The sequence below is a fragment of the Paraburkholderia diazotrophica genome (assembly GCF_900108945.1).
Taxonomy (GTDB): Bacteria; Pseudomonadota; Gammaproteobacteria; order Burkholderiales; family Burkholderiaceae; genus Paraburkholderia; species Paraburkholderia diazotrophica.
Map to the genome: position 1 here is coordinate 76,999 of NZ_FNYE01000016.1, position 22,753 is coordinate 99,751.

Consider the following 22,753-nt stretch of genomic DNA (forward strand, 5'->3'; position numbering starts at 1 on the left):
CGTCGCCAGCGCCATGCGCGGCGCATGAAGCGGGATGAAACTGGAGACGCCACGCCATGCCTTCCTGCTCCTTGCTGCACGACACGCGCGCCGCGCACACGCCGGACGCGCCACTTCGAGTCGCTCCGGACGCGAGCCGCCAAGCCGGCACTTCGCGGTAACTCCTCTCTGCACGCCCACCCGCCATGAACAAAGCGATGACCACCCACGCCGAGTCAGAAGCGCCGGATGTGCATGACGCGTCTTCCGCATCCGAAGCGCCTGAAGCACCTGAAGCATCCGGAACGCAGAAGGGAGACGCTGCGCGCAAGTCCGCGCCGCGCTCCGCGAACGGCGCCGTCGTTCCGCCGCCGCCCGCCGACAGCATCGGCCTGCCGAGCACGCTGCTCGATGTCACGCCGCAGCAGGCGGGTACGCAGACGCTGCTGCGCGGCCTCGCGATTCTCGAAGCCGCCGCAGCCGGCGTGCGCGACCTGCGCACCTTCGGCGCCGCGCTCGGCACGACGCGCAGCACGACGCACCGGCTCGTCAGCAGCCTCGTGCAGGCGCGTTATCTGCGCCAGGTGCAGGGCGGCTATCTGCTCGGTCCGAAGCTGATCGAGCTCGGCACGATCGCGCTCGAACAGATGCCGCTCACGACGGTCGCGCGTCCGCATCTGGAGTCGCTTGCCGAACTGACGCACGACACCATTCATCTCGGCGTGCGCGACGGCGACGACGTGCTGTACATCGACAAGATCCCCGGCACGCGCGGCCTCGAAATGCGCTCGCGCGTCGGCCACCGGATGCCGCTCGCGTCGACGGGCATCGGCAAGGCGATGATGCTCGACCTCGTTCCCGATCAATGGCAGTCGCTGTTCGACGCGTCGCGCCGCGCGCTCGCGGGCGTCAGCTTCAAGCCCGACAACCGGCCCGACCAGCAGACCTTCATGCAGCGCATGACGAACTACGCAGCGGGCGGCTTCACGTTCGATCTCGAAGAGAACGAAGCGTCGATTCGCTGCGTGGCCGCGCCCGTGCGCGATGCGTCGGGTTCGATCGTCGCGGCGCTGTCGGTGGCGAGCACGATTCCTTACATGTCGCTCGAGCGCATGGACGAACTGATTCCCGTCGTGCAGCGCGAAGCGCGCGCAATTTCCGAAGAACTGGGCTGGCGTGTTCCGCAACCGACTACACGCAGGATCAAACGATGACTCAGACGGGTTCGACCCTGTCCACGCAACGCGCCGAGCCGGCCCAGCCGGCAAGCGGCGCCGCGCTGATCGCGCTCGACTGGGGCACGACTTCGCTGCGCGCCTATCTGTTCGACGCGAACGGCGCCGTACTGGAGACGCGCGCATCGACGGCGGGCATCATGAATCTGCCGCGACCCGCTGCGGAAGGCGGTTTCGATGCCGCGTTCGATGCCGCCGTCGGCGCGTGGCTCGACCGCTCGCCTGAACTGCCCGTGATCGCGGCGGGCATGGTCGGCAGCGCGCAGGGCTGGAAGGAAGCGCCGTATGTGAATACGCCCGCGAGCGCCGATGCACTCGTCGACGGCATCGTGCGCGTGCAGACCGCGCGCGGCGTGCCGCTCAACATCGTGCCCGGCGTACTGCAGAACGGCGAACTGCCGAACGTGATGCGCGGCGAGGAAACGCAGATTTTCGGCGCGCTGGCCTGCGCCGATGCGTCGGGCGCCGCTGCGTCGGGCGCCGCTGCGTCGGCGGCCAGCAAAGGCGTGCTGATCGGCCTGCCCGGCACGCACGCGAAATGGGTGATGGTGCGCGACGCGAAGATCGAGCGCTTTCACACGTTCATGACGGGCGAGGTCTTCGCGGCGCTCACCGAGCACACGATTCTCGGCCGCACGATGGTCACGCCCGACCGTCCCGACACGGATGCGTTTCTGCGCGGCGTGCGGGTCGCGCGCGACGAGGGCCAAGCCGGTGTGCTCGCGACGATCTTCAGCACGCGCACGCTCGGCCTGACGGCTCAACTGACGCGCGAGCAGCAGCCCGACTATCTGTCCGGTCTTCTGATCGGTCACGAACTGAGCGGCCTCGACGCCGTGCTCGCGCAACAGCAATCGACGCTCGCCGGCCGCTCGTTGCAATTGATCGGCAACGAAGCATTGTGTGAGCGCTATCGGCTCGCGCTCGAGCAGTTCGGCAGTCACCGGGCGGAACTCGTCAGGCACGCGACGGAGCGCGGCTTGTGGCGCATCGCGGCGCAAGCGGGCCTCGTCGACGAGGCGTCGGGCGCCGCGCAGGCGATCTGAAGCGACCCGAGGCGACCTGAAGCGACCCGAATCGGCGCGCGACGAACAGCAACTGACACAGCAAGCGACAAGCGACATAGGAACCGACATGCAACTCGATCTGAATCTGCCCGCACCGTATCAGCCGCACGCCGGCCTGATGGCCGCTTTCGAAGCGTGTCCGCTGATCGCGATCATGCGCGGCATCACGCCCGCCGACGCCGCCGATCACGGCCGCGCGCTGTACGAAGCGGGCTTCCGGATCATCGAAGTGCCGCTGAATTCGCCGAACCCGTTCGACAGCATTTCGGCCATTCGCCAGGCCATTCCCGCCGATGCAATCGTCGGTGCGGGCACCGTGCTGCGCGGTGAGCTCGTGCACGACGTGAAAGCGGCGGGCGGCGAGCTGATCGTGATGCCGCACAGCGACCCGGAAGTGGTGACGACGGCGAAGTCACTCGCGATGGCGTGCGCGCCCGGCGTCGCCACGCCGACGGAAGCCTTCCTCGCGCTAAAGAATGGCGCCGACGTGCTGAAGATGTTCCCGGCCGAACAGATCGGCTGCCAGATCGTGAAGGCGTGGCGCGCGGTGATTCACAGAGACGTGCCGCTGCTTCCCGTCGGCGGGATTGCGCCGGACAACATGGGCCCGTTCCTGAGCGCGGGCGCCAACGGTTTCGGGCTGGGCTCGGCGCTGTACAAGCCGGGCCAGCCGGCGACGGCAACGGCTTCGAACGCGAAGGCGTTCATCAACGGCCTGCGCATCGCACGCGCGGGCGTGAAGAAATGAACCGGCTCGCAGGCAAGGTCGCGCTGGTGACGGGCGCGGGACGCGGCATCGGCGCGGCGATCGCGGCGGCGTTCGCGCGCGAAGGCGCGGCTGTCGTGCTGGCGGAACTCGACATCGAGACGGCGCAGCGCACGGCCGCCGACATCGCTGCACAAACGGGCGGCAAGACGCTCGCCGTGCAGACGGACGTCACGCAATCGGCTTCCGTGCAGCGCGCGGTGAGCGAAGGCGAAAAGGCGTTCGGCCCGATCGGCGTGCTCGTGAACAACGCGGGCATCAACGTCTTTTGCGACCCGCTGACGATGACCGACGACGACTGGCGCCGCTGTTTCGCCGTCGATCTGGACGGCGTGTGGAACGGTTGCCGCGCGGTGCTGCCGGGGATGGTCGAGCGCGGCGAGGGCAGCATCGTGAACATCGCGTCGACACACTCGTTCAAGATCATTCCGGGCTGCTTTCCGTATCCCGTCGCGAAGCATGGCGTGATCGGCCTCACGCGCGCGCTCGGCATCGAGTACGCGCCGCGCAACGTGCGCGTGAATGCGATCGCGCCCGGCTACATCGAAACGCAGCTGACGCACGACTGGTGGAATACGCAGTCCGATCCCGCCGCCGCGCGCCAGGCGACGCTCGATCTGCAGCCGATGGCGCGCATCGGCAAACCGGAGGAAGTCGCGATGACAGCCGTCTTTCTCGCGTCGGATGAAGCGCCGTTCATCAACGCGAGTTGCATCACGGTCGATGGCGGGCGCTCGGCGCTCTATCACGACTGAGCCGTACAGAAGAAAGCGCAACGAAGCAGTAGCGAAGGAACAGAAGAAAAGCAGCAAAGGCGCCTCGCAAGAAGAGGCGACGGTGTCGACCGCTTGACGCGCTGGCCGCGTGTGTCAAAGCCGGTACAAGAAGACGCGGCCAATACCTTCTCGTTACTCACTAGTCAGGAGACACGCATTATGAAACGCAGAATTTTCCTCACGCTGGCAGCGGCGGCGACGGCGGTGCTCTTCAACGCACCCGTCGCGCAAGCCGCCGACCCGGTCAAGATCGGCTTTCTCGTGAAGCAGCCGGAAGAGCCGTGGTTCCAGGACGAGTGGAAGTTCGCCGAAACGGCCGCCAAGGAAAAGGGCTTCACGCTGGTGAAGATCGGCGCGCCGTCGGGCGAGAAGGTCATGAGCGCAATCGACAACCTCGCTGCGCAAAAGGCGCAGGGCTTCGTGATCTGCACGCCGGATGTGAAGCTCGGGCCGGGCATCGTCGCGAAGGCGAAGGCTGACGGCCTGAAGATGATGACGGTGGACGACCGTCTCGTCGACGGCGCGGGCAAGCCGATCGAATCGGTGCCGCATATGGGCATCTCGGCTTACAACATCGGCAAGCAGGTCGGCGAAGGCATCGCGGCTGAGATCAAGAAGCGCGGCTGGGACGTGAAGGAAGTCGGCGCAATCGACGTGACGTATGAGCAACTGCCGACCGCGCATGACCGCACGTCGGGCGCAACCGATGCGCTCATCGCAGCGGGCTTCCCGAAGGCCAACGTGATCGCAGCGCCGCAAGCGAAGACCGACACGGAAAACGCGTTCAACGCAGCGAACATCGCGCTGACGAAGAATCCGCAGTTCAAGCACTGGGTCGCCTACGGCCTGAACGACGAAGCCGTGCTCGGCGCGGTGCGCGCAGCGGAAGGCCGTGGCTTCAAGGCCGACAACATGATCGGCGTCGGCATCGGCGGCGCCGACTCGGCATTGAACGAGTTCAAAAAGCCGAACCCGACGGGCTTCTTCGGCACGGTGATCATCAGCCCGAAGCGCCACGGCGAAGAGACGTCGGAACTGATGTACGCGTGGATCACGCAAGGCAAGGAACCGCCGAAGCTCACGCTGACGCAGGGCATGCTCGCCACGCGCGACAACGTCGGCGAAGTGCGTGAAAAGATGGGCCTCGCAGCGAAGTAAGCGGGCAGCGGGACGAGAGGCGCGTGAATGCCGTCGGGCGGCATTCATGCGCCGCGCGCAGGACGGAACGAATCGGAAGCAGACGAAGGCGAGCCGTCGTGCAGGCGAACAGCAGTCGACTATGCAGCCGACCGCGGTCCGCACGAAGGATCAATCGAAGCAACAGGAGGCAAAGTGTCAGCGACGCTGCGTTTTGACAATATCGGCAAGGTGTTTCCAGGCGTGCGTGCGCTCGACGGAATTTCTTTCGACGTGCACGCCGGCCAGGTACACGGCCTGATGGGCGAAAACGGCGCAGGGAAATCGACCCTGCTGAAGATTCTCGGCGGTGAATATCAGCCGGATTCCGGCCGCGTGCTGATCGACGGCAACGAAGTGCATTTCGCGAGTGCAGGCGCGTCGATTGCCGCGGGGATCGCAGTGATTCACCAGGAACTGCAGTACGTGCCGGACCTGACGGTATCGGAAAACCTGCTGCTGGGCCGCTTGCCCAACACGATCGGCTTCGTGAAGAAGACCGACGCGAAGCGCTACGTTCGCGAGCAGCTCAAGGCGATGGGCGTCGATCTCGATCCGAATGCGAAGCTGCGCAAGCTGTCGATCGCGCAGCGGCAGATGGTCGAAATCTGCAAGGCGCTGATGCGCAACGCTCGCGTGATCGCGCTCGACGAACCGACGAGTTCGCTGTCGCATCGCGAGACGGAAGTGCTGTTCAAGCTGGTGCGCGATCTGCGCGCCGACAACCGCGCGCTGATCTATATCTCGCACCGCATGGACGAGATCTATCAGCTGTGCGACGCGTGCACGATCTTCCGCGACGGCCGCAAGGTCGCGTCGCATCCGACGCTCGAAGGCGTGAGCCGTGACACGATCGTCAGCGAAATGGTCGGCCGCGAAATCTCGGATATTTACGGCTACCGGCCGCGCGAGCTGGGCGAAGTGCGCTTCTCGGCGAAGAACATCGAAGGCCATCCGCTCGCCGAGCCCGCGAGCTTCAACGTGCGGCGCGGCGAAATCGTCGGCTTCTTCGGTCTCGTCGGCGCGGGCCGCAGCGAACTGATGCACCTCGTCTACGGCGACGATCCGAAGAAGGGCGGCGATCTCGTGCTCGACGGCAAGCCGATCAAGGTGAAGAGCGCGGGCGAAGCGATCCGCCAGGGCATCGTGCTGTGCCCGGAAGATCGCAAGGAAGAAGGCATCGTGGCGATTGCGTCGGTGGCGGAGAACATCAACATCAGTTGCCGTCGTCACTATCTGAAGGCGGGCGTGTTTCTCGACCGCAAGAAGGAAGCCGAAACGGCCGACCGCTTCATCAAGCTTTTGAAGATCAAGACGCCGAGCCGCCGCCAGAAGATTCGTTTCCTGTCGGGCGGCAACCAGCAGAAGGCGATTCTGTCGCGCTGGCTGGCCGAGCCCGATCTGAAGGTGGTGATTCTCGACGAGCCGACGCGCGGTATCGACGTGGGTGCGAAGCACGAGATTTACAACGTGATTTATCAACTCGCGGAGCGCGGCTGCGCGATCGTGATGATTTCGTCGGAGCTGCCTGAAGTGCTGGGCGTGTCCGACCGTATCGTCGTGATGCGGCAAGGGCGCATTTCCGGCGAGTTGCCGCGCGGCGCCGCGACCGAGCAATCGGTGCTGGGCCTCGCGCTGCCGAAGAGTTCGTCGACGGCGCAAGCGGCATGAGCGTTGCGCAACAGGCGAACGAGCACTGAACGAGATCTGAATCCGACCGGGACGACAGCCCCGATAGACCGATAGCCCGTGGGGAACGGGAGGAGTGAACCAAATGCAAGCCAGAGAAAACCTCGCGCAACAGGCCGCCAAGAGCGCCGCCGAAGCGCTGATTCCGCAAGCCAGCGACAAGCAGAAGTGGTGGCAGCAGATCACCGAGTACAGCCTGATCGTGATCTTCGCAGTGATGTTCATCACGATGTCGCTGACCGTCGACCACTTCTTCTCGATCGAGAACATGCTCGGCCTCGCGCTGTCGATTTCGCAGATCGGCATGGTCGCGTGCACGATGATGTTCTGTCTCGCGTCGCGCGACTTCGACCTGTCCGTCGGCTCGACGGTCGCGTTCGCGGGCGTGCTGTGTGCAATGGTGCTGAACGCGACGGGCAACACGTTCATCGCGATCATCGCGGCCGTCGTGGCGGGCGCGGTCATCGGCTTCGTGAACGGCGCAGTGATCGCGTACCTGCGCATCAACGCGCTGATCACGACGCTCGCGACGATGGAAATCGTGCGCGGCCTGGGCTTCATCGTGTCGCATGGCCAGGCGGTGGGCGTATCGTCGGATACCTTCATCGCGCTCGGCAGCCTGTCGTTCTTCGGCGTGTCGCTGCCGATCTGGGTGACGCTGGTCTGCTTCATCGCGTTCGGCGTCATGCTCAACTCGACGGTGTACGGCCGCAATACGCTCGCCATCGGCGGCAATCCGGAGGCATCGCGTCTCGCCGGCATCAACGTCGAACGCACGCGCGTCTTCATCTTCCTGATTCAGGGCGCGGTGACGGCGCTGGCAGGCGTGATCCTCGCGTCGCGCATCACGTCGGGTCAGCCTAACGCGGCAGAAGGCTTCGAGCTGAACGTGATTTCGGCGTGCGTGCTGGGCGGCGTGTCGCTGCTCGGCGGCCGCGCGACGATCTCGGGTGTCGTGATCGGCGTGCTGATCATGGGCACCGTCGAAAACGTGATGAACCTGCTGAACATCGACGCGTTCTATCAGTACCTCGTGCGCGGCGCGATCCTGCTCGCGGCAGTGCTGCTGGACCAGTTGAAGAACCGTGGCTCGCGCGACTGATCGCGCGCAACAACCAACGTCAGAAGGAAACCGAACGATGTCGTCTCCGGCCAACGCGAACGCGCGCGACGAACACAGCGTCTACGCGCGCTATCCAAGCCTCGTAGACCGCACGGTGCTGATTACGGGCGGCGCGACGGGCATCGGCGCGTCGTTCGTCGAGCACTTCGTCGCGCAGGGCGCGCGCGTCGCGTTCTTCGATATCGACGAAACGGCGGGCGATGCGCTCGCCGACCGGCTCGGCGATTCGCGTCACAAGCCGCTCTTTCTGTACGTCGATCTGACGGATATCGACGCGCTGAGGAAAGCGATCGCCGACGTCCGCGCCGCGATGGGTCTTATCTCGGTGCTCGTGAACAACGCGGCGAACGATCGGCGCCACAAGATCGAGGACGTCACGCCCGAGTCGTTCGACGCGGGCATCGCTGTCAACATCCGTCATCAGTTCTTCGCGGCGCAGGCCGTCGCCGGCGACATGAAGGCGGCGAAAAGCGGCTCGATCATCAATCTCGGCTCAATCAGCTGGATGCTGAAGAACGGCGGCTATCCCGTGTACACGATGGCGAAATCGGCCGTGCAAGGGCTCACGCGCGGGCTCGCGCGCGATCTCGGTCCCTCCAACGTCCGCGTCAATTCGCTGGTGCCCGGCTGGGTGATGACGGAAAAGCAGAAGCGGCTGTGGCTCGACGATGCGGGGCGGCTCGCGATCAAGCAGGGCCAGTGCATCGACGCCGAGCTGCTGCCCGAAGACCTCGCGCGGATGGCGCTCTTCCTCGCCGCCGACGATAGCCGCATGATCACTGCGCAGGATGTGATAGTCGATGGAGGCTGGGCATGAGTGGCACAACGCGAAGCGCGACGAAAGGCGCGACGAAAGGCGCGGCCAATGACGCGGCGGTGAACGTGCAGGCGGCGCTGCTCGTCGATTCGAAATGCGCACTCGGCGAAGGCGCGACGTGGGACGCACGCGGCGGCTTCTTCTACTGGACCGATATTGAAGGCGCGCGTCTATGGCGGTACGATCCGCGCGATGGACGCAGCACGTTCTGGAGCATGCCCGAGCGGCTGTCGACCTTCGCGCTGTGCGCCGATCCGCACTACATGCTGCTGGGTCTCGCGTCGCGGCTTGCTTTCTTCGACCTTGCAACGGGACAGATCGAGCACATCGTCGATGTCGAAGCGGGAATGAACACGCGCGTCAACGATGGGCGCTGCGATCGCGAGGGGCGCTTCGTGTTCGGCACGAAGGACGAAGCGTCGCCTGTGCAGCCCGTCGGCGGGTTCTACCGGCTGAATCACGATCTGTCGCTGGAGCGTTTGCCGTTGCCATCGCCGGCGATTTCGAACAGTATCGCGTTCAGCCCTGATGGCGCGACGATGTACTTCTGCGATTCGCCGACGCGTGAAATTCGCGCGTGCGACTACCACGCGGACGGCCGCGTTTCGAACGAGCGCCTGTTCGCGAAGCTGACTGACGAAACGGGCGAGCCGGATGGCTCGACAGTCGATAGCGAAGGCGGCTTGTGGAACGCGCAATGGGGCGGACGACGCGTCGTGCGCTATGACGCGGGCGGCGTCGAGACGGAGCGCATCGACGTACCGACCGCGCAGCCCAGTTGCGTCGCTTTGGGCGGCGCGCAGCTGGGCACGCTGTATGTGACGAGCGCGCGTGTCGGGCTCGACGCGAAGGCGCTGGCTGCCGATACGCTCGCCGGTGGCGTGTATGTCGCGACGCAGGGTCGGCGCGGCTTGCCGGAGCCGGTGTTCAACGGCTCGCCCGCGGCGCTCGCGGGACGAAGGGGCGCGTAAGCGGTTGGAGTGCGATGCGCGCCGCGCATCGGAGGTAGCCGGTAGTCGAAGCAAGCATGCGAAGCAATATCCGAAGCAGCCACGCGAAGTACGTGACCGAAAAAAGCATTCTGGAGCAGGGCAGTCCGCGCCCCGAAGGAAGTCCACGCGAGGGGCAGCATGCAGCAAAGACCCAAGAGGCGGCCGCTACGCCGCGCCGCCCGCACAAGCCGCCATCTGCCGTCCGAAGCGCCGATGGCGATGTTCGATGCCTCTCATGGGAGCCTGATATGACTGTCGCGAATTCCGCTGTTCCGTCGTCTCCTCAGTCTCGCGCGCGGCGAGCGCGGCTTGCGGCCGCCGTGCAGCAGCCGGTGCTGGCCGGGCCGAGCACGTCCGCGGTGGCGGTCGGCGCGGCGAGCGCCGGCGACGTCGCGTGCGTGACGCTCGCCAATTCCCTGTTGCGGCTCGACGTGGCACCGACGCTCGGCGGCGGCATCACGCGCTTCGACTTCCGCAACGAAGGCACGCTCGTGCCCGTGTTCAGGCGCTGCCGCCACGTCGATGCGGACACCGACGCGAACGATCTCTCGTGTTATTCGCTGCTCCCGTATTCGAACCGGATCGGCGGCGGACAATTCATGCTGGGTGAGCGTGTCATCGACGTGCCGTGTAACCGCGCCGGAGAACCGCTCCCCATTCACGGCGACGGCTGGCTCGCGAAGTGGGACGTTGCAGCCGCCGATCACGACAGCGTCACGCTGACGCTCGACCGGCACGACGGCAAGCCCTACGCGTATCGCGCGAAGCAGACTTACGCGCTCGAGGGCGCGACGCTCGTCATTACGCTCGAAGTCGAAAACACGGGGCGCGAAGCGATGCCGTTCGGCCTCGGCGTGCATCCGTTTCTCGTGCGCGATGGCGATACGCAACTGTCGGCGGCCGCGGCGGGCCTGTGGCTCTCCGGCGACGACTGGCTGCCCGTGCGCCATGTGCCCGTGCCGCCCGCGTGGCAGTTCGGCGTTGCCTATCCGCTGCCGCGCTCGATCGTCAATCACGCGTTCACCGGCTGGAGCGGACACGCGACGGTGGTGTGGCCGAAGCGCCGGCTGTCGCTGACGATGTCGACGAGCACCGAGTACTACATCCTCTACACGCCGACGTCGAAGGACTTCTTCTGCTTCGAACCCGTCGATCACCCGATCAACGCGATGAACCTGCCCGGCGGCGCGGCCGACAACGGCATGACGATGCTCGCGCACGGTGAGCGGCTCGCGCGCTCGTTCAGCTTCACCGTCGAGCGGACGGGACTTCGCGCGATGGCGGGCGGACGCGGCGCGAAGCGCGGGCAGTGAGCGCGGCGCTTTCTTTGATTGTGATGTGATCGCTGCGTGGTCGCCGCGCGGGGCGCCACACGGACGCTGCGTGGTCACAACATGGTCGCTTTGCAATGACTGCACGTGGCGAGGCTGCGTCTGCATCCGGTGGCGCGGGTAAAATACGCGGCTCATCAGTCATTGACGCGCCGCGAGACTTTCTATGTCCACATTCATCCAGACGCTCGACCACGCTTGGCAGACCACGAACTCGCTGCTGTGCGTCGGGCTCGATCCTGAGCCGTCGAAATTTCCCGGCGCATACGCCAACCGCTCGGATGCGATCTTCGATTTCTGCAAGAAGATCGTCGACGCGACGGCACCTTATGCATCGTCGTTCAAGCCGCAGATCGCGTACTTCGCCGCGCATCGCGCCGAAGAGCAACTGGAGCAGCTGATTGCGCACATTCATCTGAAGCATCCGGGCCTGCCCGTGATTCTCGATGCGAAGCGCGGCGACATCGGCAGCACGGCGGAGCAATACGCGCGCGAAGCGTTCGACCGCTATCGCGCCGATGCCGTGACGGTGAATCCGTATATGGGTTTCGATTCGATCGAGCCTTACCTGGAGCATGAGGGCAAGGGTGTGATCGTGCTGTGCCGCACATCGAATCCGGGCGGCTCGGACCTGCAGTTCCTCGAGACGGGCGGCCGTCCGCTGTATCAGACCGTCGCGCGCCTTGCGGCGGAAAAGTGGAACACGAAGGGGCAGCTTGGCCTCGTCGTGGGCGCGACGTTCCCGAAGGAAATCGAAGTGGTGCGCGGGATCGTCGGCGAAATGCCGCTGCTGATTCCGGGCATCGGCGCGCAGGGCGGCGATGTCGAGGCGACGGTGAAGGCCGGCCGCACCGCGGCGGGCACGGGGATGCTGATCAACTCGTCGCGTGCGATCCTTTACGCGGGCAAGGGCGACGACTGGGCGGAGGCCGCGGCGCAGGCGGCGAAGGACACGCGCGACCGCATCAACGCGTTCCGGCAGGCATAACCGAAAGCTGTACTTTTGATCGGGCGGCTGGTCAGCCTTGGCCGGTCGTCGGACCCAGCTTCACGATCAGATCGCGATGCTGTGGAAACTCGCATAGCAACGCATCGACGCTGGCGATTTCGAATTCGCTGAACTCGAATCCCGGCGCGACCGTACAGCCGACGAGCGCAACGCTCGTCGCGTCGTCGCACTGGGCGGCGAACCAGCGGCCGGATCGAACGACGGCCTGAAACACGCAATCGGCGTTGGCGAGCGCATTGCCGAGTCGATGAACGGTGAGCGCGCCGTCGTCTTCGAGCACATACACATTGAGCGGATCGCCGGCGTAGAAGTGCCAGACTTCGTCGGACTTGATCCGGTGCCACGCCGAGTGCGCACCATCGCAGAGAAGGTAGTAGATCGCGGTAGATGCCGAGCGTCGCTCCGTCGAATTCTCGCGACGAACGCAATCGCCGGCGCGATAGGTCTCGCGGAAGAAGCCGCCTTCGGGATGCGGCTGGAGTTCGAAGCGGCGGATCAGTTCATCGCGGTCAATATTCGAGGCCATGATTCTTCCGATGAGTGCATAGGCGGTGTGGGCTGCGTGTGAATGATGTGACGGGGAAACGGCGCGAGAACTAAAAAGAAGCTAGCGATTCAGCCCGCTTTCCTCGCAAGAACCAAGGAACAAACTTCACCGCTCCCGCTCGTCGAGCAGAATCAAAAGCCCGCGCAGCGCATGCGTCGCGGCCTGCACTCTGACCCGCTCCCGATCGCCTTTGAAAACGAGCGTCTCGACGACGGTATGCAGCCGGTTGCTCCAGCCGAAGCACACCATCCCGACAGGCTTGGACTCGGTTCCGCCGCCGGGTCCCGCCACGCCTGTAATCGACAGCGCGACCTGGGCGCGGGAATTCCTCAATGCGCCTTCGACCATCGCGCGCGCAACAGGCTCGGATACCGCGCCGTGCTTGTCGATCAGATCGGACGGCACGCCGATCATCTCGATCTTCGCCTGGTTGGAGTACGTCACGAAGCCGCGCTCGAACCATCCGCTGCTGCCCGAAATGTCGGTGATGGCCGTCGCGACCATTCCGCCCGTGCAGGATTCGGCCGTGGCCAGCATCAGCCGCTCGTCCCGCAGACGATTGCCGACGCGAATCGCGAGTTGATGAACGACGGAATCGGTAGCCATGCTGGACTCCGGGTAAAGAGGGACGCCAGGGGCGTCAGGAGCACGAGGAGAAAATCAGACCGACATCCGCCAGAGCGCAATCACCAGCAACGTGAAAAACGCCGCGACGAGATCGTCGAACATGATGCCAAAGCCGCCTTTCAGTCTGCGGTCGAAATAGCGGATAGGCGGCGGCTTCACCATGTCGAAGAAACGGAAGATGATGAACGCCCACAGCTGGCCGGTGAACGTGGCGGGCGTGACCATCAGCAGCACGAGCCAGAACGCGACGATCTCATCCCACACGATCGACGACGGATCGTCGATGCCGAGCTTGTTGGCCGTAAAGCCGCAGATCCCGATGCCGGCGACGAAGCCGCCAACGATCAGAACGGCCCATTCGATGACCGTCAACTGCGCGCTGAACGCCGCGAACGACGCCCACGCGAACAGCGTCCCGAAAGTGCCCGGCGCGATCGGCGACAGGCCGCTGCCGAAACCGAGTGACAGGATATGCAGCGGATGTGACAGCATGAAGCGCGCATTCGCGCGTCGCGGCCTGGGCGCGCGGGGCTCGCCCTGGTCAGAGCCATTCGGCGATCCGCCGGGCCGTCCGTTCGTTGGCGCGTCGGACAAATGGCCGGCGGAGCCAAGCGAGGTTTCATTCTGCATGGAAATGGTCGAAGCCTTGCAACGTCAAAGTGAGGGGGGCGCCCGACGCGTCGTGCCAGGAGATCGCGGGCGCGGCGCCGGCTGAATCGAGTGGAGTTATTGTACCGACGCGCGTCACCGCCACACCCGCCTGTTGACCCGCAGCAACGACTGCGGCACGCGCGGACGCCGGCGCGGTGAAGCACAGCTCGTAGTCGTCGCCGCCCGCGATCGTGCAGCGGCGCTGGATGTCGGCGGGAAGACGGCGCAGCGCATCCGAGCGCGGCAGCGCGTCGGCGTCGACGGTTGCGTTCAGATGAGAGCGCTCCAGGATGTGCATCAGATCGCCGGCGAGACCATCCGAGATGTCGAGCGCCGCGCGCGCCACGCCGCGCAGCGCGAGGCCGAGCGCGATGCGTGGCTCGGGCAGTTCCATCGCGCGGCGGAAAATTGCCGCGTCGCTCGCATCGGCGGACCACTCGCCGCGCTGCACGCCGAGATTCGCGCGTGCGTCGCCCAATGTGCCCGACACCCAGATGTCGTCGCCGGGCTGCGCGGAATCGCGACGCAACGCGCTCTGCGGCGGCACCGAGCCGAATACCGTGATGCACAGGTTAAGCGGCCCGCCCGTCGTATCGCCGCCGATCAGTTCGCAACCGTAACGCTCGGCCAGATCGAAGAGCCCGTCGCTGAACGCGGACAGCCAGTCGGCGTCGGCTTTCGGCAGCGAGAACGCCAGCGTGAACGCCAGAGGTTTTGCGCCCATCGCGGCAAGGTCGGACAGATTCACCGCGAGCGCCTTGTGACCGAGCGCTCCCGGATCGACGTCGGAAAAAAAATGGCGGCCTTCGACCAGCATGTCCGTCGAAATGGCGAGCATCTCGCCGGCGGGCGGGGCGAGCAGCGCGCAATCGTCACCGATTCCAAGCGCGGCGCGCTGTGGGTAAGTCGAATCTGACGCACGGCGCGCAAAGAAGCGGTCGATGAGCGAAAACTCTGAAAGCATAAATGGACGTGGCAGTGCGTAAGGGCAGCCGAAGCGGCAGCCGAAGCGAGTGAATCGACGGGCTCAAGAAACGCGATCAGGAAGCGAACACGACGCTAAACGCGCGCATTGTAGTCGCCGCACGAGCCGGGACGAAACCGCGCGCTTTCCTTTCACGCTGTTTCAGTCGCGGCACTTGCACCCGGATTGCAGACTTCGATTTGTGGGATTGGCGCTACAATGCCGTCGAACATCTATTCTAATCCGCACTTTCACGTCCGCTTATGTCGACTCCCGTCAATACCAAACTCCGTGAAGCCGCCCTCGATTATCACGAGTTCCCGACCCCCGGGAAAATCGCGATCGCCCCGACGAAGCAGATGATCAACCAGCGCGATCTCGCGCTGGCGTACTCGCCGGGCGTCGCGTTCGCGTGCGAAGCGATCGTCGAGAATCCGCTCAACGCCGCGCGCTTCACGGCGCGCAGCAATCTGGTCGGCGTCGTGTCGAACGGCACCGCGGTGCTCGGCCTGGGCAACATCGGGCCGCTCGCGTCGAAGCCCGTGATGGAAGGCAAGGCGGTCCTCTTCAAGAAGTTCGCTGGGATCGATGTGTTCGACATCGAATTGAACGAGACGGACCCGCACAAGCTGGTCGAGGTGATCGCCGCGCTGGAGCCGACTTTCGGCGGCATCAACCTGGAAGACATCAAGGCGCCCGACTGCTTCATCGTCGAGCGCGAGTGCCGCAAGCGCATGAAGATTCCCGTCTTCCACGACGACCAGCACGGCACGGCGATCGTCGTCGCGGCGGCGTTCACGAATGGGCTGAAGGTGATCGGCAAGGATATCCGCGAAGTGAAGCTGGTCGCGTCGGGCGCGGGCGCGGCGGCACTCGCGTGTCTGAACCTGCTCGTCGATCTCGGCCTGCCGCTCGAAAACGTCTTCGTGACCGACCTGGCCGGCGTCGTCTACAAGGGCCGCAAGGAACTGATGGACCCGGACAAGGAGCGTTTCGCGCGTGAAACCGACGCGCGCACGCTGTCCGACGTGATTGCCGGCGCGGACGTGTTCCTCGGCCTGTCGGCGGGCGGCGTGCTGAAGCAGGAAATGGTCAAGCAGATGGCGGACAAGCCGCTCATTCTCGCGCTCGCCAATCCGACCCCGGAAATCCTGCCGGAACTCGCGCTGGAAGTGCGCCCCGATGCCGTGATCGCGACGGGCCGCACCGACTATCCGAATCAGGTCAACAACGTCCTGTGCTTCCCGTTCATTTTCCGCGGCGCGCTCGACGTCGGCGCGACGGTCATTACGAAGGAAATGGAAATTGCCGCGGTCAACGCGATCGCGGAACTGGCGCGCCAGGAGCAGTCTGACATCGTCGCGACGGCGTACGGCATTCAGGACCTGTCGTTCGGTCCGGAATATCTGATTCCGAAGCCGTTCGATCCGCGCCTGATCGTCAAGATCGCGCCCGCCGTCGCGCAGGCCGCGATGGATTCGGGCGTCGCCACGCGTCCGATCGAGGACATGGACGCATACACGCAGCATCTGCAGCAATTCGTCTACCACAGCGGCACGACGATGAAGCCGATCTTCCAGCTGGCGCGCGGCGTCGAGCCGGAGAAGAAGCGCATCGTGTTCGCGGAGGGCGAAGAAGAGCGCGTGTTGCGCGCGGTGCAGATCGTCGTCGACGAGAAGCTCGCGAAGCCGATCCTGATCGGCCGTCCCGCCGTCATCGAGCAGCGCATTGCGAAATACGGCCTGCGCCTCGTCAACGGCCAGGACTACATGGTGGTCAATACCGATCACGACGAGCGTTATCGCGACTTCTGGCAGACGTATCACAAGATGATGTGCCGCAAGGGCTTCACCGAGCAGATGGCGAAGCTCGAAATGCGCCGCCGCACGACACTGATCGGCTCGATGCTGGTGAAGAAGGGCCACGCGGACGGCATGATCTGCGGCACGGTCAGCACGACGCACCGCCATCTGCACTTCATCGACCAGGTGATCGGCAAGAAGGACGGCGCGAAGGTCTACGCGGCGATGAACGCGCTGGTGCTGCCGGGCCGGCAGATTTTCCTCGTCGATACGCACGTGAACGTCGATCCGACGGCGCAAGAGCTGGCCGAAATCACGATCATGGCGGCGGAAGAAGTGCGCCGCTTCGGCATCGAGCCGAAGATCGCGCTCGTCTCGCATTCCAATTTCGGGTCGAGCAATGCGCCTTCTGCGCAGAAAATGCGCGATGTGCTGGCAATCTTGCAGGAGCGCGCGCCGGATCTGCAGGTGGACGGCGAAATGCACGGCGACCTCGCGCTCGACGCGAACCTGCGCCGCGAGGTGCTGGCGGATTCGACGCTGGAAGGCGACGCGAATCTGCTCGTGATGCCCAACATCGACGCCGCGAACATCTCGTACAACCTGCTGAAGACGGCGGCCGGCAACAACATCGCAATCGGTCCGATGCTGCTGGGCGCGGCGCAGCCGGTGCACGTGCTGACGCCTTCGGCGACGGTGCGCCGGATCGTCAACATGACGGCGCTGCTGGTCGCCGACGTGAACGCGTCGCGTTAAACCTGTCGTTTGCCTCGCGCGGACTAGCGTTTGTTAGCCTGCGCAGGCAAAAAAGAGGCGTGCCCGCAATGGGCACGCCTTCGAGCAGTGGCTGGGGATTAGCCATCCCGCAAAAGGTCGACGCATGACATGAATCCGTTGTGCAGACTGTCAGGACGACGAGGCATGAGAGTCGTCCAACATCGAACCTCAAAGATAAGCTTATCTCGATCGAGATAAAGTGTGCGTCAAGATTTGTCAAATCTGGCGCCGGCGGTGGGTGCGATCCGCCCGGACGACGTTTCGTCTGACCAATGAGCATTGATTCCAAAAGACATTAGCGATACCCTTACGACTTTCATGGTCGTCAAACTCGTTATTCAACAGCGGGAATCGTGATTCATGGCACGCAAGTGGCTCGGCGACGGCGTGCTGATCGCCGCCTTGACGGTCGGCGGTCTTGTCGGCAGCAGCTACCAGACGGGCGCCTTCGCCCGTGAAGCGCAACAGGCACAGGCAGGCGGCACCATCGCGTTGGCGCAATTGCCGCCGGAAGCTGTCAGGACATTGAACTCGATTGCCGCTGGCGGGCCTTACCCGTATGAAAAGGACGGCGTCGTATTCGGCAATCGTGAACGGTTGCTGCCGTCGCACCGTCGCGGGTATTACCACGAATACACCGTCCCCACGCCACACGCCCGCGATCGCGGCGCACGCCGCATTGTCTGTGGAGGACCGCTCAGGCGGACCGACAATTGTTATTACTCAGACGACCACTACGCCAGTTTTAATCGCATTATTGATTGACATCGGGATAATCGGCATGAGCGACAACGTCTACGCGCACGACTCGAAAGTCGCGACGGATTTTTTCGCGGCCGGCGACGGCAATATGTTCCAGCGCGTCATGCAGATGCGCGATGCCGGCCAGGCCCGTGACGTCCAGAACGAAGCGAGCACGGGACCTTCATCGGAAGAGGGACGCATGAGTCTTTTCCAGACCGTACGACCGAACATCGTACAGTCGATCCGCGCATTCCGCGTGCAGGATCTCGCCGACGAAGCGAATCGGCTCGGTCAGCATTTTCTGTATGCTTTTGTCGGCAATGCGCAGTCCAAGCAGGAAGTGATGGAGACGATTGCCACGTCGTTCCTGTTTCCGAAGCACTTCGGCAAGAACTACGACGCGCTGTACGACTCGCTGACTGACCTCGTCCATAAGGCAGGCACCCAGCCGGGCTTCGTCATCGTGCTCGAAGCGCTGCCGATTGCGACCAAATTCGACAAGGAAGCGCGTGAGACGCTGCTCGATGTGTTCCGCGAAGCAGCAGAGTTCTGGGCCGAGCGCAAGGTCGCGTTCCGCGTGTTCTACTCGTTTGCTTGAAATGTCGGAGGTCAGGAACGCGTCTCTAGGGATCGTTCGACGCCGATTCGATCGGTTCTCAAGCTAGAACCAACAAAAAGGCCCGCCGTCCGGCGGGCCTTTTAATTTTCACCGGGCTTTTCAGACTTCCTCTTGCCTGAAACGCCATTCGCCGAAAGCGCCTACCAGCCACCCCAACGCGCCGCGAGCGCTGACAGCACCGCGATCCCGGCTGTTTCGGTGCGCAGCACGCGCGGCCCGAGGCCGACGGCCATAAATCCGTGGCTTGCGGCGGCGGCCTCTTCGGCGGCCGAGAAGCCGCCCTCAGGGCCGACCAGCACCAGCGCGCGCACTTTCGGCGGCTCGGTCGGCAGCGCGGAGAACGGCACGCTCGCTCGTGGCGACAGCAAGAGCCGCAATTCGCCTTCTACGGGCTCCTTCGGCATCGAGCCGAGCCACGTCGCGAGTTCGCGCGTCGGCATCACTTCTGGCAGGCGGTTGCGTCCGCACTGCTCGCATGACGCCTGGACGATCCGCTGCCAGTGAATCTGGCGGCGTTGCGCGCGCTCGCCGGCAAGACGGACGACGCTGCGCGTCGTCGTGAGCGGCACGAATTCGGAGGCACCCAGTTCCGTTGCCTTTTCGATCAGCCAGTCCATCTTGTCGCTGCCGGCGATGCCTTGCGCAAGGGTGAGCTGATAAGGCGGCTCTGCCTCGATGTCGCGATGTGCGCCGATCCGGGCGATGGTCCCGTGTCGATCCATCTCGACGATTTCGGCGCTGTACTCGCCGCCATTCCCGTTGAACAGGCTGACGGTGTCGCCCGGCTGCAAACGCAGGACGCGGACGTGCCGGTTGACTTCATCCGGCAGGGAAACGATGTCGTCGGTCTTGAACGGGGTGCCGACGAAAAAGCGAGGCATAAGGAAAGTTCTCATTCACTCAAGACAGATGGCAGGCCAACGCCCAGCGGTAGCCGTCGAGATCTTCGATCTGGGCAAAACGATCGCCCCAGAACTGATCTTGCGGTTCGCTCAGCGACCTGGCGCCGGCCGCGATGGCCCGCGCATAAACCGCGTCGACGTCGTCGACATAGAGATAAAACGATTGGGGCGCCATCGCGCCCGAGCTTTTCGGCGTCTTGGCCGTCGAGCCGAATGCGCCTTCCGGCGCGAACATGACAATCAACTGTTCCTGATACGTCATTTCGACATGCATCACGACGCCCTCGTCGTGCACGCTGTCGCGGACGCGGAAACCAAACGCCGCCTCGAAGAACGTGATCGCGGTGCGCGCATCGCGGACCGTCAGATACGGTGTCAGCCACGGCACTCCGGCTGGGCGTGGGGCAGTCATCGAACTCTCCTGAACCAATGGGTCGCTTACGCCATCGCCGCCGCGACCAGCCGTTGCCTGCCTTGCGGCAGGGCGGCCGGCGCCAAAGAGGCGATGCATTTTGCAGCAGTCTCAAAGCGAACGCTTTAAGAATCGGCTTAGTTTACTGCCTGATGCGCGATGAACGGCGAACAATGGATCACACGGCGATATTTCCGAGCGTCGCTTGCCGACGGACTGGCGCGGCACGATGAGGCGAACTCCGACCGTTCGCGTTCAATTTGCGGCTTCATCAATGATCGCGCGCGAATTTGGTTAATTGCACGCGGCATCTGCACAGAACGATTCAGGCGACGTCCCAAAAGTTCTTGGTGTTTTGCGCGTCATCAAACGCGGCAACGTGGGATCAGTGGAAACTGCCGGCCTTGCAGACGACCCGCCTGACTGGCAACGGACGGCGCGAAAACCACGGCAAATGACGCGAATATGCGCGCCGGATGGCCCCGAAACGCCCGCCGATGGCGGAAGTCGCGCCCGGCTATCTGTTAGAATATCTCGCTTTGCAGCCCTGTCCGTTCGCTCAGCCCGCCTTGTGTTTTCCGGCGCCGCACCGTGCGCCAAAGCAGACCGGCCGCCGCGCTTCCGGACCACCAACGGCGCCCCCGCTTTTTGGACCAATCCCCGGACCCGACATGACGACCTCGTCTCCCGCCCCCACTTCACTGATGGCCAACGCGATTCGCGCGCTTGCCATGGATGCCGTTCAACAAGCGAATTCCGGACACCCCGGCATGCCGATGGGCATGGCGGAAATCGGCGTTGCACTGTGGTCGCGCCACCTGCGCCACAACCCGAAGAACCCGCATTGGGCGGATCGCGACCGCTTCGTGCTGTCGAACGGCCACGGCTCGATGCTGCTGTATTCGCTGCTGCATCTGACGGGCTACGATTTGCCGATGGAAGAGCTGAAGAACTTCCGTCAACTGCACTCGAAGACGCCGGGCCACCCGGAATACGGCATTACGCCGGGCGTTGAGACGACGACGGGTCCGCTGGGGCAAGGCCTCGCGAACGCAGTCGGCATGGCGCTCGCCGAATCGCTGCTCGCGAACGAATTCAACAAGTCTGACGCGAAGATCGTCGATCACCACACGTACGTGTTCCTCGGCGACGGCTGCCTGATGGAAGGCATTTCGCACGAAGCCTGCTCGCTCGCCGGTGTGCTCAAGCTGAACAAGCTGATCGCGTTCTACGACGACAACGGCATCTCGATCGACGGCGAGGTCGTTCACTGGTTCCACGATGACACGCCGAAGCGCTTCGAAGCGTACGGCTGGAACGTGATTCCGGGCGTGATCGGCCACGACGTCGAAGCTGTCGATGCGGCCATCACGAAGGCCAAGCAGTCCGACAAGCCGACGCTGATCTGCTGCAAGACCGTGATCGGCGAAGGCTCGCCGAACAAGGCGGGCACGCACGACGTGCACGGCGCGGCTCTTGGCGACAAGGAAGTCGCGGCCACGCGCGAGAAGCTCGGCTGGAACTACCCGCCGTTCGTGATTCCGCAGGAAGTCTACGCAGCGTGGGACGCAAAGGAGCAGGGCGCGAAGATCGAAGGCGACTGGAACAACGCGTTTGCCGCTTATCGAGCGAAGTATCCGCAGGAGGCCGCCGAATTCGAGCGCCGCATGGCGAACAAGCTCCCCGCCGACTGGGCGGAAAAGGCGCAGGCGATCATCGCCGGCGCGAACGAGCGCGCTGAAACGGTCGCGACCCGCAAGGCGTCGCAGCAGGCCATCGAAGGCCTCGCGGCCGTGCTGCCCGAACTGTGCGGCGGCTCCGCCGACCTGACGGGCTCGAACCTCACGAACTGGAAGGCGGCGAAGTACGTGCGCGTCGGCGAAACGGGCGCGGCGGGCAGCTACGTGAACTACGGCGTGCGCGAATTCGGCATGAGCGCGATCATCAACGGCCTCGCGCTGCATGGCGGCCACAAGGCGTTCGGCGGCACGTTCCTGACGTTCTCCGACTACAGCCGCAACGCGCTGCGCGTCGCCGCGCTGATGAAGTCGCCGTCCATCTTCGTGTTCACGCACGACTCGATCGGGCTCGGCGAAGACGGCCCGACGCACCAGTCGATCGAACATGTCGCGAGCCTGCGTCTGATTCCGCACATGCAGGTGTGGCGTCCGGCGGATACCGTCGAGACGGCCGTCGCGTGGACGCAAGCGGTCGAGCACCAGGGCCCGTCGTGCCTGATCTTCAGCCGCCAGAACCTCGCGTTCAATCCGCGCACCGATGCGCAGATCGCCAACATCGCGAAGGGCGGCTACGTGCTGCAAGACTGGAACGACGAGATCGTCGCGCGCAAGATCATCCTGATCGCGACCGGCTCCGAAGTCGAACTGGCGATGAAGTCGGTCGAGATGCTTGCGCGTGAAGGCATCGCGGCACGCGTCGTGTCGATGCCGTCCACCACGACCTTCGACAAGCAGGACGCCGAATACCGCGAGCGCGTGCTGCCGCACGGCGTGCGCCGCGTCGCGATCGAAGCGGGCGTGACGGATTTCTGGCGCAAGTACGTGGGTCTGGAAGGCGGCGTCGTCGGTATCGACGTGTTCGGCGAGTCGGCCCCGGCAGGCGTGCTGTTCAAGCATTTCGGCTTTACCGTCGAGCATGTGGTCGCGACGGCCAAGGCGGCGCTCGGCTGACGTGAATTGCCCGCCGCACGCTGCCGCCATCAAGTGCGTGCAGCGGGCTTCGCGTCGC

Annotated in this window: 21 protein-coding genes; 15 read left to right on the top strand and 6 right to left on the bottom strand. The window is 64.4% G+C overall.

The window, feature by feature from the left end:
- The first annotated feature begins 185 nt into the window (after positions 1–185).
- The 11 genes from BMW76_RS20815 (at position 186) to pyrF (ending at position 11,939) form a co-directional block, all read left to right on the top strand.
- Complete coding sequence (locus BMW76_RS20815; RefSeq protein WP_177200435.1) at positions 186–1,193, top strand: IclR family transcriptional regulator; 1,008 nt, start codon at positions 186–188, stop codon at positions 1,191–1,193.
- Positions 1,190–2,260, top strand: coding sequence for a 2-dehydro-3-deoxygalactonokinase (locus BMW76_RS20820; RefSeq protein WP_090868474.1), 1,071 nt, complete (start codon positions 1,190–1,192; stop codon positions 2,258–2,260). The genes BMW76_RS20815 and BMW76_RS20820 overlap by 4 nt, the downstream gene beginning before the upstream one ends.
- 88 nt (positions 2,261–2,348) lie before the next feature.
- The gene (locus BMW76_RS20825) at positions 2,349–3,029 is read left to right on the top strand and encodes a 2-dehydro-3-deoxy-6-phosphogalactonate aldolase (RefSeq protein WP_090868477.1); all 681 of its coding nucleotides are present in this window, start codon (positions 2,349–2,351) and stop codon (positions 3,027–3,029) included.
- A complete protein-coding gene (locus tag BMW76_RS20830; protein WP_090868479.1) occupies positions 3,026–3,802 on the top strand; it encodes an SDR family oxidoreductase in 777 nt (258 codons plus the stop codon). The genes BMW76_RS20825 and BMW76_RS20830 overlap by 4 nt, the downstream gene beginning before the upstream one ends.
- 180 nt (positions 3,803–3,982) lie before the next feature.
- Positions 3,983–4,981 (top strand): arabinose ABC transporter substrate-binding protein, encoded by a 999-nt coding sequence (locus BMW76_RS20835; protein WP_090868481.1) that lies wholly within the window; start codon positions 3,983–3,985, stop codon positions 4,979–4,981.
- Between the two features lie 174 nt (positions 4,982–5,155).
- On the top strand, positions 5,156–6,670 hold the full coding sequence (gene araG / locus BMW76_RS20840) for an L-arabinose ABC transporter ATP-binding protein AraG (protein WP_090868603.1): 1,515 nt from the start codon (positions 5,156–5,158) through the stop codon (positions 6,668–6,670).
- 103 nt (positions 6,671–6,773) lie between these two features.
- Positions 6,774–7,790: an L-arabinose ABC transporter permease AraH gene (gene araH / locus BMW76_RS20845; RefSeq protein ID WP_090868483.1), complete on the top strand. Its 1,017-nt coding sequence runs from the start codon at positions 6,774–6,776 to the stop codon at positions 7,788–7,790.
- A 37-nt stretch (positions 7,791–7,827) separates the two neighbouring features.
- On the top strand, positions 7,828–8,628 hold the full coding sequence (locus BMW76_RS20850; RefSeq protein ID WP_090868485.1) for an SDR family NAD(P)-dependent oxidoreductase: 801 nt from the start codon (positions 7,828–7,830) through the stop codon (positions 8,626–8,628).
- Positions 8,625–9,599 carry an SMP-30/gluconolactonase/LRE family protein gene (locus BMW76_RS20855; protein WP_245763293.1) on the top strand — a complete coding sequence of 325 codons (975 nt, stop codon included), beginning with the start codon at positions 8,625–8,627 and terminating at the stop codon, positions 9,597–9,599. The genes BMW76_RS20850 and BMW76_RS20855 overlap by 4 nt, the downstream gene beginning before the upstream one ends.
- Before the next feature lie 269 nt (positions 9,600–9,868).
- Entirely contained in the window at positions 9,869–10,933 is a 1,065-nt protein-coding gene (locus tag BMW76_RS20860; protein ID WP_090868487.1) for an aldose 1-epimerase, read from the top strand.
- Between the two features lie 184 nt (positions 10,934–11,117).
- Positions 11,118–11,939 (top strand): orotidine-5'-phosphate decarboxylase, encoded by an 822-nt coding sequence (gene pyrF, locus BMW76_RS20865; RefSeq protein ID WP_090868489.1) that lies wholly within the window; start codon positions 11,118–11,120, stop codon positions 11,937–11,939.
- Between the two features lie 31 nt (positions 11,940–11,970).
- Here the strand turns inward: pyrF and BMW76_RS20870 are convergent, their stop codons facing one another.
- The 4 genes from BMW76_RS20870 to thiL all read right to left on the bottom strand — a co-directional run bounded on the left by BMW76_RS20870 (position 11,971) and on the right by thiL (position 14,749).
- On the bottom strand, positions 11,971–12,486 hold the full coding sequence (locus BMW76_RS20870; RefSeq protein WP_090868491.1) for a cupin domain-containing protein: 516 nt from the start codon (positions 12,484–12,486) through the stop codon (positions 11,971–11,973).
- A gap of 126 nt (positions 12,487–12,612) precedes the next feature.
- On the bottom strand, positions 12,613–13,113 hold the full coding sequence (locus BMW76_RS20875; RefSeq protein ID WP_090868493.1) for a CinA family protein: 501 nt from the start codon (positions 13,111–13,113) through the stop codon (positions 12,613–12,615).
- Positions 13,114–13,167: 54 nt separating this feature from the next.
- Positions 13,168–13,764, bottom strand: a complete 597-nt coding sequence (locus BMW76_RS20880; RefSeq protein ID WP_177200436.1) for a phosphatidylglycerophosphatase A family protein — start codon at positions 13,762–13,764, stop codon at positions 13,168–13,170.
- Positions 13,754–14,749: a thiamine-phosphate kinase gene (gene thiL, locus BMW76_RS20885; RefSeq protein WP_090868495.1), complete on the bottom strand. Its 996-nt coding sequence runs from the start codon at positions 14,747–14,749 to the stop codon at positions 13,754–13,756. The genes BMW76_RS20880 and thiL overlap by 11 nt, the downstream gene beginning before the upstream one ends.
- A 263-nt stretch (positions 14,750–15,012) precedes the next feature.
- Here thiL and BMW76_RS20890 point away from each other — a divergent pair, with 263 nt between their 5' ends.
- The 3 genes from BMW76_RS20890 (at position 15,013) to BMW76_RS20900 (ending at position 18,670) form a co-directional block, all read left to right on the top strand.
- Positions 15,013–17,307, top strand: a complete 2,295-nt coding sequence (locus BMW76_RS20890; protein ID WP_090868497.1) for an NADP-dependent malic enzyme — start codon at positions 15,013–15,015, stop codon at positions 17,305–17,307.
- 381 nt (positions 17,308–17,688) lie between these two features.
- Positions 17,689–18,093, top strand: a complete 405-nt coding sequence (locus BMW76_RS20895) for a ribonuclease (protein ID WP_090868500.1) — start codon at positions 17,689–17,691, stop codon at positions 18,091–18,093.
- A 16-nt stretch (positions 18,094–18,109) separates the two neighbouring features.
- Entirely contained in the window at positions 18,110–18,670 is a 561-nt protein-coding gene (locus tag BMW76_RS20900) for a barstar family protein (protein WP_090868502.1), read from the top strand.
- A 161-nt stretch (positions 18,671–18,831) separates the two neighbouring features.
- Here BMW76_RS20900 and BMW76_RS20905 read toward each other — a convergent pair whose 3' ends face one another.
- Together BMW76_RS20905 and BMW76_RS20910 are read right to left on the bottom strand one after the other, a co-directional pair.
- On the bottom strand, positions 18,832–19,572 hold the full coding sequence (locus BMW76_RS20905) for a 16S rRNA (uracil(1498)-N(3))-methyltransferase (protein WP_090868504.1): 741 nt from the start codon (positions 19,570–19,572) through the stop codon (positions 18,832–18,834).
- Between the two features lie 19 nt (positions 19,573–19,591).
- On the bottom strand, positions 19,592–20,005 hold the full coding sequence (locus BMW76_RS20910) for a VOC family protein (protein WP_090868506.1): 414 nt from the start codon (positions 20,003–20,005) through the stop codon (positions 19,592–19,594).
- A 671-nt stretch (positions 20,006–20,676) separates the two neighbouring features.
- On the opposite strand from BMW76_RS20910, the gene tkt reads away from it, so the two are divergent.
- Positions 20,677–22,695 (top strand): transketolase, encoded by a 2,019-nt coding sequence (gene tkt / locus BMW76_RS20915; RefSeq protein WP_090868508.1) that lies wholly within the window; start codon positions 20,677–20,679, stop codon positions 22,693–22,695.
- Positions 22,696–22,753: the final 58 nt, after the last annotated feature.